The 14863-nt window shown below is 72.3% G+C and carries 16 protein-coding genes, 1 other RNA gene and 1 riboswitch; of the genes, 10 read left to right on the forward strand and 7 right to left on the reverse strand.

Going from position 1 to position 14863, the window contains the following annotated elements:
* Positions 1-8: 8 nt before the first annotated feature.
* The 3 genes from HB662_RS10505 to nudC all read right to left on the reverse strand — a co-directional run bounded on the left by HB662_RS10505 (position 9) and on the right by nudC (position 2822).
* Complete coding sequence (locus tag HB662_RS10505) at positions 9-1520, reverse strand: hypothetical protein (RefSeq protein WP_168049680.1); 1512 nt, start codon at positions 1518-1520, stop codon at positions 9-11.
* 73 nt (positions 1521-1593) lie between these two features.
* Entirely contained in the window at positions 1594-1896 is a 303-nt protein-coding gene (locus HB662_RS10510) for a phosphoribosylamine--glycine ligase (protein WP_168049681.1), read from the reverse strand.
* A complete protein-coding gene (gene nudC, locus HB662_RS10515) occupies positions 1893-2822 on the reverse strand; it encodes an NAD(+) diphosphatase (protein ID WP_168049682.1) in 930 nt (309 codons plus the stop codon). Before nudC ends, HB662_RS10510 begins: the two co-directional genes overlap by 4 nt.
* A gap of 215 nt (positions 2823-3037) precedes the next feature.
* Here nudC and ffs point away from each other — a divergent pair.
* The 4 genes from ffs to recR all read left to right on the forward strand — a co-directional run bounded on the left by ffs (position 3038) and on the right by recR (position 6257).
* An RNA gene (ffs, locus tag HB662_RS10520) (signal recognition particle sRNA small type) lies at positions 3038-3134 on the forward strand.
* A 50-nt stretch (positions 3135-3184) separates the two neighbouring features.
* Positions 3185-5152, forward strand: a complete 1968-nt coding sequence (locus HB662_RS10525) for a DNA polymerase III subunit gamma/tau (RefSeq protein WP_168049683.1) — start codon at positions 3185-3187, stop codon at positions 5150-5152.
* A gap of 6 nt (positions 5153-5158) precedes the next feature.
* Positions 5159-5500, forward strand: a complete 342-nt coding sequence (locus HB662_RS10530) for a YbaB/EbfC family nucleoid-associated protein (RefSeq protein WP_168049684.1) — start codon at positions 5159-5161, stop codon at positions 5498-5500.
* 160 nt (positions 5501-5660) lie between these two features.
* Entirely contained in the window at positions 5661-6257 is a 597-nt protein-coding gene (gene recR / locus HB662_RS10535; protein ID WP_168049685.1) for a recombination mediator RecR, read from the forward strand.
* 5 nt (positions 6258-6262) lie between these two features.
* Here the strand turns inward: recR and HB662_RS10540 are convergent, their stop codons facing one another.
* The gene (locus HB662_RS10540) at positions 6263-7183 is read right to left on the reverse strand and encodes a YihY/virulence factor BrkB family protein (protein ID WP_245185572.1); all 921 of its coding nucleotides are present in this window, start codon (positions 7181-7183) and stop codon (positions 6263-6265) included.
* Positions 7184-7308: 125 nt separating this feature from the next.
* On the opposite strand from HB662_RS10540, the gene HB662_RS10545 reads away from it, so the two are divergent.
* The 6 genes from HB662_RS10545 to HB662_RS10570 all read left to right on the forward strand — a co-directional run bounded on the left by HB662_RS10545 (position 7309) and on the right by HB662_RS10570 (position 11486).
* A complete protein-coding gene (locus HB662_RS10545; RefSeq protein WP_168049686.1) occupies positions 7309-7722 on the forward strand; it encodes a DUF3830 family protein in 414 nt (137 codons plus the stop codon).
* A gap of 16 nt (positions 7723-7738) precedes the next feature.
* Positions 7739-8071: an FKBP-type peptidyl-prolyl cis-trans isomerase gene (locus tag HB662_RS10550; protein WP_245185573.1), complete on the forward strand. Its 333-nt coding sequence runs from the start codon at positions 7739-7741 to the stop codon at positions 8069-8071.
* Positions 8072-8132: 61 nt separating this feature from the next.
* Positions 8133-8243, forward strand: a riboswitch (SAM-I-IV-variant riboswitch).
* 30 nt (positions 8244-8273) lie between these two features.
* Complete coding sequence (locus HB662_RS10555; RefSeq protein WP_168049688.1) at positions 8274-8564, forward strand: hypothetical protein; 291 nt, start codon at positions 8274-8276, stop codon at positions 8562-8564.
* Between the two features lie 50 nt (positions 8565-8614).
* Positions 8615-9577 carry a Bug family tripartite tricarboxylate transporter substrate binding protein gene (locus tag HB662_RS10560; protein WP_168049689.1) on the forward strand — a complete coding sequence of 321 codons (963 nt, stop codon included), beginning with the start codon at positions 8615-8617 and terminating at the stop codon, positions 9575-9577.
* A complete protein-coding gene (locus tag HB662_RS10565) occupies positions 9574-10764 on the forward strand; it encodes a 3-hydroxybenzoate 6-monooxygenase (RefSeq protein ID WP_168049690.1) in 1191 nt (396 codons plus the stop codon). The genes HB662_RS10560 and HB662_RS10565 overlap by 4 nt, the downstream gene beginning before the upstream one ends.
* Complete coding sequence (locus HB662_RS10570; RefSeq protein ID WP_168049691.1) at positions 10761-11486, forward strand: class II aldolase/adducin family protein; 726 nt, start codon at positions 10761-10763, stop codon at positions 11484-11486. The genes HB662_RS10565 and HB662_RS10570 overlap by 4 nt, the downstream gene beginning before the upstream one ends.
* 3 nt (positions 11487-11489) lie before the next feature.
* Here the strand turns inward: HB662_RS10570 and HB662_RS10575 are convergent, their stop codons facing one another.
* Genes HB662_RS10575 through HB662_RS10585 form a run of 3 tightly spaced genes read right to left on the reverse strand, consistent with a single transcriptional unit; the run spans position 11490 to position 14863 of the window.
* Complete coding sequence (locus tag HB662_RS10575; RefSeq protein ID WP_168049692.1) at positions 11490-13349, reverse strand: putative bifunctional diguanylate cyclase/phosphodiesterase; 1860 nt, start codon at positions 13347-13349, stop codon at positions 11490-11492.
* A complete protein-coding gene (locus tag HB662_RS10580; protein ID WP_168049693.1) occupies positions 13346-14230 on the reverse strand; it encodes a substrate-binding domain-containing protein in 885 nt (294 codons plus the stop codon). Before HB662_RS10580 ends, HB662_RS10575 begins: the two co-directional genes overlap by 4 nt.
* 24 nt (positions 14231-14254) lie before the next feature.
* Entirely contained in the window at positions 14255-14863 is a 609-nt protein-coding gene (locus HB662_RS10585) for a biliverdin-producing heme oxygenase (protein WP_168049694.1), read from the reverse strand.

Here is a 14863-nt window from a genome sequence, read left to right on the forward strand (position 1 = left end):
GAGGCGGCCTACCGAGGCTCCGCCGCAAGGGTCAGCACCAGGTCCGGCTGCAGCCCGAGCGCGGCCTCGGGCCGGGCGATGTGCAGCGCTTCGCTGAGCACGCATTCCGCCACCATCCGGCGCAGCCACCAGCCGATGCGCGCCGGCCCGTCGCTGCCACCGAGGCCGGGCTCGGCCAGCACCACCACGCGCCAGGGCAGCGGCGCGGCTTCGGTGGACCAGGCTTCCAGCCCGGGCAGCGCCGGGCCCGTCGCACGCGGCGCCGGCAGGTCAGCGAAAAGCTCCGCGGGCAGCGCCGGCTCCGTCTCCGCCACCGACACGCCCAGGAAGGCTTCCCGTCGCGCCGGGCCGGCTTCCGGCCCGCCCGCCCCTGGCGACACGTCGCGCCGCGGCAAGGCGACCAGATCGGCGCGGGCAAGCAGCCCGGCCGCCCGCAGCAGATGGTCCCCGGCCTTGGGATGCCGCAGCTGCAGCACCGCCAGCAGGGTGGTCAGCAGCGCCACGCAGCCCTCCACCGTCAGGCTGGCGCCATCCAGCCGCCACAGCGTCGCGGGTTGTGGCTGACGGGCGAAGGCGTGCCGCAGCGGCACCCAGTCCCGCGCCAGCAGCGGCCGCGCCGCCGCCAGGGCCTCCAGCGCCGCCAGGCCAGGCGAAGCCACCCCGCCCAGCACGGAGCCGCGCACCGGCACCAGCAGATGCAGCACCGGGCGGTGCACCGCCTCCGCCAGCCGCGCCAGCGCGTTCATGGCCGCGAGCGGCGCTGGCAGCGGTGGCTCCGGGTCGGGGCCGATGTCGGGCGGCGGTGTGGCGGCCGAGGGCGCGCCCGTCGGGGGAGCGACCGGCGCGGTGGAAACTGGCGAGTGCGTGTCCGGGGTGGGTGGAGGCACCGGTGCGACAGCAGGCTTCGGCCGCTCCCCGGGCGCCGGCGGCCGCGGCACCCAGCCCGGCGCGGACCAGGTGGCGGCGGAGACTGGAAGGGCGGCGGGTTCGGGTGCCGCAGGCTCTGGGCGGGCCGCTTGAGGACCGGCAGGCTCGGGACCGATAGACTGGGGACTGGTAGGCTGGGGACCGGTAGGCTCCGGCAGGTCAGGCTCGGGCGTCGCCTGCGGCGGCTCCGGCTCTTGCACGGCCGGGGCGGGCCGGGGCGCCGCGGGTGGCGCGGCCTGGGTGGTTGGCTCCCAGCCCGCCGCGGATTCCAGCTGCTCCCGCATCCGCCGGGTCATCGCCAGGGTGGTGGCCGCGTGGTGGCCGGGCAGCAGCGCCCGCACCCGCACACGGCCTTCCAGGAAATCCTCCGGCGCCAGCGGCACCGGGGCGCGCAGGCGGAAGCCGGGGTTGCCATCGTCGCGGGCCACATCCGCGGTGCATTCCGCCAGGACCTCCAGCCCGCGCATCAGCCGGATCACTGGCCGCGCCGCAGGGTCCCTGGGATCCGCGGCCCAGCCCACCACCACCTGCCCGTCGCGCAGCGCGTCCAGGAAACCGATCAGGCCGCGGGTCTGCGGCGCGGCGCCGCTCATCGCCCCAGCTGCCGCGCGGGCCGCAGCGAGGCGGGCCGCGGCAAGGTGGGGCGAAGGACGCGGCGCGGCACGGTCAGAAACCCGACTGGCGCAGCGGCTCGACTCCGCCGCCACGGGCCAGGCCACGGCGGCGCAGGCAGTCGGTGAAGGCGCGGCCCTCGGCTTCCTGGCGCGCCCGGGCGAAGCGGTCCTCGCTGGAGGGCAGGCCGATGACGACCCGGCGCGATTCGGCGGCCACCGCCGGCGCCTGCCGCGCCTCCGCCCGGCATTCGGCGTGCGCCGGCGTCTCGGCCATGGCGGGCGTGGGGGCCGTGCGGCCGCCGCAACCGGCCAGCAGCAGGATTGCGGCCAGGGAGGTGGGGACCAACAGCTTCATGCTTCCTGCTCCAGCCAATCCTCGATCAGCCGCCGGGCAATCGAATCGACGCGCGGCAGGGAAAATCCATGCGCCGCCGGGTCACGCAACTGGTCCCGCGTGAACCAGCGGGCGTCCTTCAGCTCCTCAGGGTCGATGCGGATCTCATCCGACAGCCCCTCGGCATGGAAGCCCAGCATGATGCTGGCCGGGAAGGGCCAGGGTTGCGAGGAATGGTACAGCACGTCCCCCACCTCGATGGAGGCTTCTTCCATCACCTCCCGCCGCACCGCTTCCTCGAGGCTCTCGCCCGGCTCCACGAAGCCCGCGAGGGTGGAATACATCGCGACATTGGGAAAACGGTGCGAATGGCCCAGCAGGCAGCGGCCCTGGCGCACCACCAGCATGATCACGGCCGGATCGGTGCGCGGGAAATGCTGGGCGTTGCAATTGGTGCATTGCATGGCGTTGCCGGCGCTGCGCGGGGCGCATTCATGGCCGCAGACGCCGCAGAAGCGGTGCCGGGTGCGCCAATGCATCAGGCCGCGCGCATGGGCGAGGACAGAAGCCTCCCCCGGCGGCAGCAGCCCGGCCACCTGGCGCAGGTCGGTGAAGCCGCCCATGCCTTCGGGCAGCAGCGGCAGCGGATCCTCGGCGGCGGAGCAATCCACCGCGAAGACCGGGCGTTCGGCCCACAGGCCGAGGAAGGCCCAGGGGCCGCCGGCCATGCGCACGGCTTCCGCGGCCGCGCCGGTCAGCAGCACCGCCTCGGGGTGGCCGTCCTCGACCCCCTTCATCAGGCTGCGGCTGCGCCAGACCGGGGCGAACAGCGTTTCGGGATCGGCGATCGCCTCGGCGATCCAGTCGGCATCGTCCCGGCGGGTGCCCGCGCGGTCGATCGGGCTGCCTGTATAGGCGTTGGGGCGGCTGGCGGGGACGGAGAGCATCGGCGCGGACCCTGCCACGCGGGCGTGATCGGGGCAACCAAGCGCCGCACCCATCCGCGCAAGCGGCGGTTGGCAGGGCGGGCGCCCGACCCAGCCCGGCGGAGCTGGCGCCCGACCCAGCCCGGCGGAGCTGGCGCCCGACCCGCCCGGCGCTTGAAGGCAAGAATGGCCGCGGGGCATTGCCCCGAGCGGCCGGAAGCCCGATATTGGGGTCGGAAGGTCGGCGACGGACGTGCCCCTCGCCAACCCGGTCAGGTCCGGAAGGAAGCAGCCGTAACGAGTTCTCGCGCGGGTCGCCCGCCGATCTTCCACCTTTCCCGCGGCCCTGGCATCCGGGCCCCCGCTTCCCGGACAGCGCCCCGATGACCAGCGACATCTTCGGCGACCCCATTGCACAGGACCTTCCCGAGCCGCCGCAGGACGGGCCGGGCCTGTTCGGCGACCCGGCGCCCGCCCCAGCAGCATCGGCCCCAACGGTACGGGCCCCTGCCGCAGCGGCCCCCGCGGCACCGGACTCCGGCGCATCCGCCCCCGCCGGCACGCCCTATCGGGTCCTGGCCCGCAAATACCGCCCCGCCAGCTTCGCCGACCTGATCGGCCAGGAAGCCCTGGTCCGTACCCTGCGGAACGCCTTCGCCCAGGGCCGGGTGCACCACGCCTTCATGCTCACCGGCGTCCGCGGCGTCGGCAAGACCACCACCGCCCGCATCATCGCCCGCGCGCTGAACTGCATCGGCCCCGACGGCCAGGGCGGGCCGACGCCGGAGCCCTGCGGCGTCTGTTCCGAATGCCGCGCCATCCTGGCCGACCGCCACCCGGACGTGCAGGAGCTGGACGCCGCCAGCAACAACGGCATCGACGATGTGCGGGAGTTGCGCGAACGCCTGCGCTTCCGCCCCGCCCAGGGCCGCTTCAAGGTCATCATCCTGGACGAGGTCCATATGATGTCCAACGCCGCCTTCAACGCGCTGCTGAAGACGCTGGAGGAGCCGCCGCCGGACGTGAAGTTCATGCTGGCGACCACCGAGTTGCGAAAGGTGCCCACCACCATCCTGTCCCGCTGCCAGACCTTCCGCCTGGCCCGGGTGCCGCAGGAGACGCTGCGCGCGCATTTTGCCCGCATCTGCGACCTGGAATCCGTGCCGGCGGAGGCCGAGGCGCTGGCCATGGTCGCCCGCGCCGCCGATGGCTCCGTGCGCGATGGCCTGTCGATCCTCGACCAGGCGATGGCGCTGGCCGGCGGTGAGCCGGTCACCACCGGGCTGGTGACGGAAATGCTCGGCCTGGCGGATCGCGGCCTGGCGATCGACCTGATGGAAGCGCTGATGGCCGGCGACACCGCGGCGGCGCTGGCGCTGTCCGAGGCCGCGCACGCCACCGGCACCGACCCGGCCGTGGTGCTGTCCGACCTGCTGGAGCTGGTTCACCTGCTGTCGCGCATGAAGACCGTGCCGACGCTGAAGGACGACCCGGCGCTGCCGGAGGCGGAGCGCACCCGCGGCGCGGCGCTGGCGGAAAAGCTGGGCATCCCGGTGCTGGCACGGGCCTGGCAGATGCTGCTGAAGGGCCTGGCGGAGGTGGCGCAGGATGGCGTGAACCGCCGCGCCGCCGCCGAGATGGTGCTGATCCGCCTGGCCCATGTGGCGGATCTGCCGACCCCGGGCGACCTGGTGCGCCGCCTGACCGAGGCCGGCCCGGCCACCGCTGCGCCCGCGCCCGCGCCCGCGCCCAACGGCGGAGGCGGTGGGTTGCGCGCGATCGCCGGCGGCGGCGGCGCCGCGCTGGCCATGGCGGCGCCCGCCCCGGCCGCACTCGCCGAGACCGCACCACAGGCCGCGGCGCCCGCGCCCATGCCGTCCAGCTTCCGGGAGATCGTGGCACTGGCCTCCGGCCGGAAACCCAGCCTGCACGCGCATCTGCGGCTCAATGTGCATCCGGTGCGGATCAGCCCCGGCCGCATCGAGATCCGCCCCCGCCCGGAGGCGCCGCGCGACCTGGCGCAGCAGATCACCGCCCTGATGCAGGAAGCGACCGGCACACGCTGGACCGTCTCGCTGGTGAATGAGGGGGGCGAGCCGACCCTGGCCGAACAGGGCAAGACGGCGGAGGCCGACCGCCTGGCCCTGGCGCAGACCCACCCGCTGGTGCAGGCCGTGCTGGCCGCCTTTCCGGGTGCGAAGATCGAGGCGGTGCGCGACGCCTCGCTGGATGCCTATGGCCTGCCCCCGGCCATGGCGGCGGAAATGGCCGCCGCCGGGGATGGCCGCGACTTCGCCCCGCCCGATGCCGAATCGGCCGGGCTGGATGACGACCTTTCGCAGGAGGATTGAGAGCCCATGAAGAACCTCGGCAACATGCTGAAGCAGGCGCAGCAGATGCAGACCCGCATGCAGGAAATGCAGGCGAAGCTGGAGCAGACGGAGGTCGAGGGCGGCGCCGGCGGCGGCATGGTGAAGGTGCTGCTCTCCGGCAAGGGCGACCTGCGCCGCGTCACCATCGACCCGTCCCTGATGGTGGCCGATGACCGGGAGGTGCTGGAGGACCTGCTGGTCGCCGCCCATGCCGACGCCAAGCAGAAGGTGGAGGCGACGATGGCGGAGGAGATGCAGAAGGCCACCGCCGGGCTGAACATCCCCGGCGGGCTCGGGGGCCTGGGTGGCCTCAAGCTGCCCTTCTAGGATCCCCACCACGTTGCTGCGCAACGCGGCGGGGGCCCCGGATGGGCGCCCATCCTGCGCCGTTGGCCGCCCTGCCGTGGCAAAGCCACGTCAGGATTTCGGCGGTCGCCGGGGTGGCAAGGACGTCCCGGTGCTGCGTTGGAGGATGGGTCGGTGATGCATGGCTGACCGCGACCCGATCGAGCACCTGATCTCCCTGCTCTCGCGCATCCCCGGCCTCGGCCGGCGCAGCGCGCGGCGGGCGGCGCTGCGCATGCTGATGCGGCCGCAGGAGGCGATGCTGCCGCTGGCGCAGGCACTGGAAGCCGCCGCCCGCGCCGTGCGCCCCTGCGAAAGCTGCGGCAACCTGGATGCCCAATCCCCCTGCGGCATCTGCCGCGACCCGCGACGCGACCGGCATTTGGTCTGCGTGGTCGAAGGCGTGGCGGATCTCTGGGCGCTGGAACGCGCGCATGCGCATCAGGGGCTGTACCATGTGCTCGGCGGCGTGCTGTCCCCGCTGGCGGGGGTGGGGCCGGAGGATCTGTCGATCAGCCCCCTCCTGGCGCGCATCGCGGCCGAGGGGGTGGAGGAGGTGATCCTCGCCTTGCCCGCCACGGTGGATGGCACCGCGACGGCGCATTACGTGACGGACCGGCTGAAGCCCGCCGAAGTGGCGGTGACAAGGCTGGCGCAGGGCGTGCCGATGGGCGGCGCGCTGGACGTGCTGGACGAGGGCACGCTGGCCGCGGCGCTGCGGTCACGCCGGCCCGCATAGGGCCTTCATTTCTCCCCCGGCGCCACCTCGTCCCGCCCATCCCCGATCGAGGGCGGCGGCACCACCTCCCCGCCGACCGGCGCCTTGCGCCGGCTGCCGATGCGCCCGGTCCAGGCGCGGGTGAATTCGGCGCCCAGCAGGAAGACCTGGGCCGAATAATACACCCACAGCAGCACCACGATCAGCGCCCCGGCCGCGCCATAGCGCGCCGCCACGCCGCTGCCGCCCAGGTACCAGCCGATCAGCACCCGCCCGATGGTGAACAGGAAGGCGGTGACCAGCGCGCCCACCGCCACGTCCCGCCATCGCAGCCGCCGGTCCGGCAGCACCTTGTAGATGGCGGCGAACAGCAGCGCGGTCAGCAGGAAGGACACGCCCATGTTCATCGCCCGCAGCACCGGGGCGAATTCCGGGAACATCGCATCCGTCCAGGCGCCGAGCGCCGCCAGCAGCGCGCTGGCGATCAGCGAGACCAGCAGCAGGAAGCCGGTGGCGCCCACCAGGCCCATGCTCAGCAGCCGGGCGCGCAGCAGGTAGGACACCGTCATGGATGGCTCGGTCGTCTTCCAGATGGCGTTGAGCGCGCCCTGCAATTCCGCGAAGACACCGCTCGCGGTGATCAGCAGCACCACGAGGCCGACGATGGCCGGCACTCCGGTGCCCTCGATCCCGCCGGCATCGCGCACCATGGATTGCACCGCGCTGGCGCCCTGGCGGCCCACCAGGGCAACGAGTTGCGCGTCCACCGCCCCGCGCACGATGGTCTCACCGAAGAAGACGCTGGCGATGCCGACCGCCACCACCAGCAGCGGCACCAGGGAGAACATGGTGTAGCAGGCGATCGCCGCGCCCCGCGTCATGGCCTCGTCGGCGATGTAGCCGCGGATGGTATCGGCGAGCAGGGCACGCGTCCGGGCCAGTAGCATCGGCGTCTCCTGTCTCTCACGGGCCAGAACGGTCGGCACCCGCGACGGTTGCGTTCCCTACCGCGCCGCTTGGCAAGACGCGACGGCTCGCGTAGGCGGGGCGGGCAGTACGGAGGCAGCGTGACGTGACGGATATCGAGATCGAGATCGCGGGCGAGGTCTTTCAGGCCCGCTTCGAGGACCAGGATGCCCCGCAGACCTGCGCCCGGTTCCGCGAGTTGCTGCCCTTCAGCGACCGCATCATCCATGTGCGCTGGTCCGGCGAGGCCTGCTGGATTCCGATGGGCGACCGCGACCTGGGCATCGGGCATGAGAATGCCACCAGCCACCCGGCGCCCGGCCATGTCATCGTATACCCAGGCGGGGTGAGCGAGACCGAGATCCTGATCGCCTACGGCCCCTGCTGCTTCTCCTCCAAGGCCGGGCAGCTCGCGGGCAACCATTTCCTGACGATCACCGGCGGGCTGGACCGCCTGGCGAAGATCGGGCGGTCCGTCCTGTGGGACGGGGCCAAGAACATCACCTTCCGAAAGGGCTGAGATCATGGGCGTTGCAATGGTTGACCACACCGTCGGCGAGGGCACGCTCGCCGTCTCCGGCAAGCCGGTCGCGGTGCATTACACGGGCTGGCTGTTCGACCCGAAGGCGGACGACAAGAAGGGCCGGAAGTTCGACAGCTCCCGCGACCGGGGGGAGGCGTTCCGCTTCCAGCTCGGCGCCGGCCAGGTGATCGCGGGCTGGGACCGGGGCGTGCAGGGCATGAAGGTGGGCGGCCACCGCACCCTGACCATCCCGCCGGAGTTCGGCTACGGCGCGCGCGGCGCCGGCGGCGTGATCCCGCCGAATGCCACGCTGGTCTTCGACGTGGAGCTGCTCGAGGTCGGCTGACCTTCCCAGGGGGCAAGGGGGGAAACCCCTTGCCCCGATCCGCCGCCGCTTGCTATTTCCGCCCCTGCATCAAGAGTTGGGCCGACGCCCAACGCCAACCTGCCCCTCCCGGGCAAGGTGGCGCCTCCTTCACCGGGGGGATGCGGCCGTTCCGGCAATTATTCGGGAAGCGCCGCCGTCGGTCCGTGTGTTGGAGGACGGCATGCTGGATTCGGCGGGCGATGGCCCGGATTTCTCCCTGTTCCTGGGACCTGAGGACACGGCGGATTTCGTCGGTGCCTGCCAGTGGCGCGACCGCGCGGGGCGCTGTCGGCCGGCGCTGCTCTATGTGCTGCTGCACCGGCGGGGCGGCGAGACCTGGACCCATGCCTGCCGCCTGCCGCCGGACCGCCGCGCCGGCCACCTGACCCTGCATCTGGAACGCGCCCTGCCCGGCGACCGGCGGGCGGAGCTTGCGACATGGCTGCGGGCGCGAGCCAATCTGGCCGATTGACAGCGCCGGCCAGCGCGCGATCCTGCCGTTGCAGGGCAGGAAACAAAATCATGAATCGCAGGACCATATTGGCCGCCGCCGCCATGGCCGGCCTGGCGCGGCCATCGCACGCCCAGGGCCGCCCCGTGCGGCTGGTGGTGCCGGCCCCACCGGGCGGCGCCATCGACGTGATCGGCCGGCTCTACGCGGCGCGGCTGACGGCGCGCGGCGGGCCGGGCTGGGTTGTCGAGAACCGCGCCGGCGGCAACAACACCATCGGCGCGGCGGAGGTGGCGCGCAGCGCGCCGGATGGCGCGACCTTCCTGGTCAATGCCGACATCCACCTGATGGGCAAGCGCGTGGTCCCGGGCCTGGCCTATGACCCGGTGGCGGATTTCACCCCGGTCGCCCGCCTGGCCACCGCGCCGCTGGTCATCGTCGGCCATCCGGAGGCGAGCCGCGCCACCACCCTGGCGCAGCTGGCGGAGCGGATGAAGGCGGCGCCGCGCGACTACACCATCTCCACCTCCGGCGCCGGCTCCATGGCGCATCTGGCGGCGGAGGGGCTGAAGCGCCGGGTCGGCGCGGAGGATGCGGTGGTGGCGCATTACCGCGGCACAGCGCCGGCCATCAACGACGTCGTCGCCGGCAATGTCGCGCTGATGGTGGCGCCGCTGCTCTCCGCCCAGCCGCTGGTGCAGGCCGGGCGGCTGCGCGCCTTCGCCGTCGTCTCCCCCACCCGCAGCGCCGCCATGCCGGAGGTGCCGAGCGTGGAGGAGGCCGGGCTGCCGGGCCTGCATTTTCTTCTCTGGTACGCCGTCTGGGGTCCGCGCGGCCTGCCGGGCGACGCGGCGGCGACGCTGGCGCAGCACCTCAACGCCATCGGCAAGGAGGCCGAGATCGCGCAGCGGCTGACGGCAATGGGGGCGGAGGCCTTCACCACCGACACGCCCACCAGCTTCGCCAGCTTCATCGCGGCCGAGGATGCAAAGAATGCCCGCATCGCCGAACAGGCGGGAATCAAGCCTGAATGATTGAGCCCATCCTGGTCGCCGGCGGCGGCATCGGCGGGCTGGCCGCGGCGCTCGGCCTGGCGCGGCAGGGCTTTGCCGTGACGGTGCTGGAGAAGGCGCCGACAATGGGGGAGGTGGGGGCGGGCATCCAGCTCGGCCCCAACGCCTTCCACGCCTTCGACTGGCTCGGCATCGGCGAGACCGCCCGCGCCATGGCGATCCAGATCGACCGGCTGCGGCTGATGGATGCGCTGACGGCGGAGGAGATCTGCCACATCGATCTGGGCGAGGATTTTCGGGCCCGCTTCGGCGCGCCCTATGCCGTGATCCATCGCGGCGACCTGCACGGCGTATTTTTGCAAGGCTGCCGCCGCAGCGATTCCATCAGCCTTCGCACCTCGGCGGAGGTGGTGGCGTATGAACAGGATGCGTCCGGCGTCACCGCCATCCTGGCCGGCGGCGAAAGACTGCGCGGGCGGGCGCTGATCGGCGCGGATGGCTTGTGGTCCAAGGTGCGGCGGCAATTGGTGGGGGATGGCGCGCCCCGCGTCTCCGGCCACACCACCTATCGCAGCGTGATCCCGACGGAACAGATGCCGGAGGCGCTGCGCTGGAACGCCGCGACGCTGTGGGCCGGGCCGAAATGCCACATCGTCCACTACCCGCTGCAGGGCTGGAAGGCGTTCAACCTGGTCGTCACCTACCACAACGACGCGCCGGAGCCGGTGGCTGGCAAGCCGGTGCCGGATGAGGAAGTCTTCGCCGGCTTCGAGCATGTGCACGAGCTGGCGCAATCGATCATCCGCCAGGGGCGCGACTGGAAGCTGTGGGTGCTGTGCGACCGCGACCCGATCGAGGGCTGGGTGGACGGCCGCGTCGCGCTTCTCGGCGATGCCGCGCATCCCACGCTGCAATACCTGGCGCAGGGCGCCTGCATGGCGATGGAGGATGCGGTTTGCCTGGCGCAGATGATGGCGACGCATCAAAGCGAGGTCGCACCGGCGCTGACGGCCTATCGCGATGCGCGCGTCCTGCGCACCGCGCGGGTGCAGCTGCAGTCCCGCGCCGTGGGCGACCACATCTACCACCCCGCCGGCGCGCATGCCGCGCTGCGCAACAGCATCATGGCCGCGAAGTCGCAGGCGGAATGGCGGGATACGCTCGCCTGGCTCTATGGCGGCAACGCAATGCAGGAGACCACGACATGAGCAGCGACGCCGTCGCCCACGCCATCCGCGAGCTGGTGCTCGCCAACCGCATCCTGGCGCGGGAGGATGTGATCGACGATTTCGGCCATGTCTCGCTGCGCCACCCGGAACGCAAGGACCGCTACTTCCTGTCGCGCAGCCGCAGCCCCGTCGCCGTCACTGCCGACGACATCATGGAATTCGAGCTGGACGGCACGCCCGTCGCGCAGAATGGCCGCCGCATGTATTCGGAACGCGCGCTGCATTCGGCCATCTTCATGGCACGGCCCGATGTGACGTCCGTCATCCATCACCATGCGCGTAGCGTCATCCCCTTCACGGTGGTCCGCACGCTGCAGCTGAAGCCGATCTTCCACATGGGCAGCGTGATGGGCGCGGAGGTGCCGCTGTGGGACAGCCAGCCGGAGTTCGGCGACACCAACATGCTGATCGACGATCTGCCACGCGGCCATTCCCTGGCCCGCGCACTGGGCGGCAATCGCAGCGTGATGCTGCGCGGCCATGGCGCCTGCAATGTCGGCGTCAACCTGCGCGCCGCCGTCTTCACCGCCGTCTACATGAAGCACAATGCGGAGATGGTGCTGGCCAGCCTGCCGCACGGCACGCCCGAATACCTGACTCCTGGCGAGGTGGAGAAGACCGCCGCCATGCTGCTGTCCGACATGCCGCTGGCCCGCGCCTGGGACTACTGGATCACCCGCGCCGGATATGGCGGCGTGTGATCCTCATGCCGCAGCATCGCGGCTGACGCCGAGCAGCACGGCCAGATCCTGCTCCGGCATGGCGCGGCCATAGAGGAAGCCCTGCGCCTCCGTGCAGCCCTCGGCCCGCAGCAGCGCCGCCTGGGCGATGCTTTCCACCCCCTCGGCGTTGCAGCGCAGGCCGAGCGCCTGGGTGATGGCGATGACGGCGCGGATGATGGCGACCGATTGCGGATCGTCGCCCAGGCTGGTGACGAAGCTGCGGTCGATCTTGATCTTGTCGAAGCGGAATTTGTGCAGGTAGCCGAGCGAGGAATAGCCGGTGCCGAAATCATCCATCGCCACCGACACGCCCATCTCCCGCAGCGCGCCCAGCGTGGCCAGCGTGCGCTCCGTATCCGTCAGCAGCACGCCTTCCGTGATCTCGATCTCCAGCCGGCGGGGATTGAGGCCGGTGCTGTCCAGTGCATGACGCACGGCGCGCAGGAAATCGGCGCTCTGGAAATGATTGGCGGAGATGTTCACCGCCATGCGCGGCCCGGGCCAGCGGATGGCGGTGGCGCAGGCCTCCAGCAGGACCCATTCGCCGATGCGGTTCAGCAGGCCGATCTCCTCCGCCACGCCGATGAAGGCATCCGGCATCACCTGGCCGCGCTGCGGATGTTCCCAGCGCAGCAATGCCTCCAGCCCCACCACCTGCTGCGTCACCAGATCCACCTGCGGCTGGTAATGCAGCCGCAACTGCCCCTCGGCCAGCGCCCGGCGCAGGTCGCGCTCCACCTGCCGCCTTTCCTGCAGGGCGCGGTTCATCTCGGCGGAGAAGAAGCGGAAGCCGTTCCGCCCTTCCGCCTTGGCGCTGTACAGCGCGGTGTCGGCATCCTGCAGCAGCTGGCCCGGGTCGATCTCCGCCGCCCCAGCCTTCGGCCCGCCGGACAGGGCGATGCCGATGCTGGTGCCGATCAGCGCCTGGTTGCCATTCAGGTCGAAGGGCATCGACAGCCGTTCCACCAGCCGCGCCGCCAGCGCCTCCGCCGAGCGCGGTTGCTGGGCATCGACCTGGATGATGGCGAATTCGTCGCCGCCCAGCCGCGCCAGCGTGTCGCTGTCCCGCAGGGTGGCGGCCAGGGCGCGCGCCACCTGGCGCAGCAATTCATCGCCCGCGGCGTGCCCCAGCGTGTCGTTCACCTCCTTGAATCGATCGAGGTCCAGCGCCAGCACCGCGAAGCCGCCGCCATAGCGGCTGGTCCGCAACCCGATCTGCGCCAGCCGGTCGTGGAACAGGCGACGGTTGGGCAGGCCGGTCAGCTGGTCATGCGTCGCCAGGTAGGTGGCGCGCCCCATCGCCTGCCGCAGCAACCGCAGCGGCAGCAGCCGCAGCGCGGCGTAGGAGCCAGCGGCCAGCAGCAGGGCCAGCACCGCCACCAGCGAGGTCCCCGCCAGGGCCGGCACCATGGATCGCTCGACCCGTACCGAACCCACGGCCATGCCGCTATCGAAGATGGTGTCGGAGGCGGCAAGGCGCGGCCAGGCCAGATCCATCGGCAGTTGCACGATCACCCGGCCGGTTCCGTCGCGCACCTCCAGGGTGGACCGCGCATCGTCCCCGGCGCTCAGCAGGGCGCGCAGCCGGGCGTCCTGGTACACCCACATGTCCGGGTTGCGGGTCGCGAACTGGGTGATGACATGGGCGAGGACGCGGGCCTCCGCGGACAGCGCCGCCCGCTCCTCCCGCAGCGTCGACCAGGCATGCATGGCCGGGACGGTGAAGGCGAGAAGCAGGGCGATGCCGGCGGCGAAGCCGCTGACGAGGCGCGCCAGCGTCGCCTCCCCCGTCAGTCGCTCGGCGGCTTCCGCTGCCGCAGGGGTGACGCGCGGCTGACTCATTGGCGCAGCCCTGTCAGCGGCTCGAACCCGAATTCCAGCAGGGTCCGGCCGGCCTGCGGCGTCGCCAGGAAGCCGACGAATTCCGTTACCCAGGGTGGCGCGTCGCGGCGCCAGGCCAGCCGGATGCTGCGCGCCATCCGGTAGCGGCCGGATTGCAGCGCCGCGACCTCCGGCGCCACGCCATCCAGCGGCAGCAGGCGCAGCCCGCGATATTCGGAAAGGGTCTGGCCCAGCGTTGTCAGGCCGAAGGAGCCGGGCAGGCGTTCGAGCAGGTCGGCATTGTCCTGGTCCGACACGGCCACGGCGAGGCCCGGCCGGTCATGGGCCCGTTCCATCGCCTCCGCGAGGATGGGCGAGGAGAGCCCGGCCCGGATCCAGTCGGTCTCGCTGCGGTCGCGCCGCACCAGGCGCACCGGGACGCCCTGCGACCATTCCCGCGTGCCGCCGGCCAGCAGGGCCGCAGCCTGCGCCGTCGTCACGGCATCCACCGGCGTGTCCTGGCGCGTGGCGAAGCCGATGGGGGTGCGGGCGAAGGGTAGCGCGGCCAGGCCGGCACTGATCTCCGCCGGGCTCAGGTCGCGGGAGACCACGGCGAGGTCGATGCGCCCCCCCGAAAGCGCGGCCAATCCGCCGGATGTGCCCAGGCTGGACAGGACCGTGATGCCCAGCGCCTCGCCCGCCCTGCCATCCAGGTCGAGCAGCATCCGCGTGATCGCCAGCCCCATGCCGCTGCCACCAAGCCGCAGCGGCATGGTCTGCATCGCCCGCGCCGGCCCGGCCAGCAGCGGCAGGCCGGCCAGCAGCAGCCGGCGGGTCGGGGCCGGGCCAGAGCAAGGCACGCCGGCGCCCGATGGCGAGGTGGTCGGTTGGAATCGGGTCATGCCGGCATCGTGAGCCGGTACCTGTTACCCTGCTGCTAAGGGATTGTTTCGGGGGCCGAGGTCGGGCCGGTTGAACCAGGCCTCGAAGCGCTCGAAGGTGGCCTCCGCGCCCGCGATCATCGCCGCCAGCCGCCCGGCCTCCGCGCCGCAGGCCTCGATCGCCGCGCAGCAATCCCGCCACATGGCGCCGTGCCGCGCGCCGTAGCCGCGCAGGAAGCTGCGCCCCGCCTCCCCCGGCAGCACGCCGTCCAGGGCGCGCGCCAGATGCTGGCCACCGAGGGTCGAACCCTCCGTCACATACAGGCAGCCCATCGCCCAGGCGGCGCAGGCGGGTGGAGGCAGGGTCGCCACCGGGGCCAGCGGCGCGGCGCCGAGCGCCACCAGATCCGCCACCAGCATGGGCGAGCGGCGCCGCGATGCGACTTCTATGCCATAGGCGGATAGCGAGGGCGCGGCCCCGAGGGCGGCCTCCACGCCCAGGTGGAAGCCGAGCAGCCGGCGCAGCAGCCCGACATATTCGGCCGGTGCGATCCGCCCGGCGGCAAGCCGTGCAAAGACCGGGACGCCGTGCAGCCGCTCATGCACAGCCCCCGTGGCCTGCCGCAGCGCCAGACGCGCGGCATCCACGGGCAT

The sequence above is a fragment of the Falsiroseomonas frigidaquae genome, from assembly GCF_012163145.1.
Taxonomy (GTDB): Bacteria; Pseudomonadota; Alphaproteobacteria; order Acetobacterales; family Acetobacteraceae; genus Falsiroseomonas; species Falsiroseomonas frigidaquae.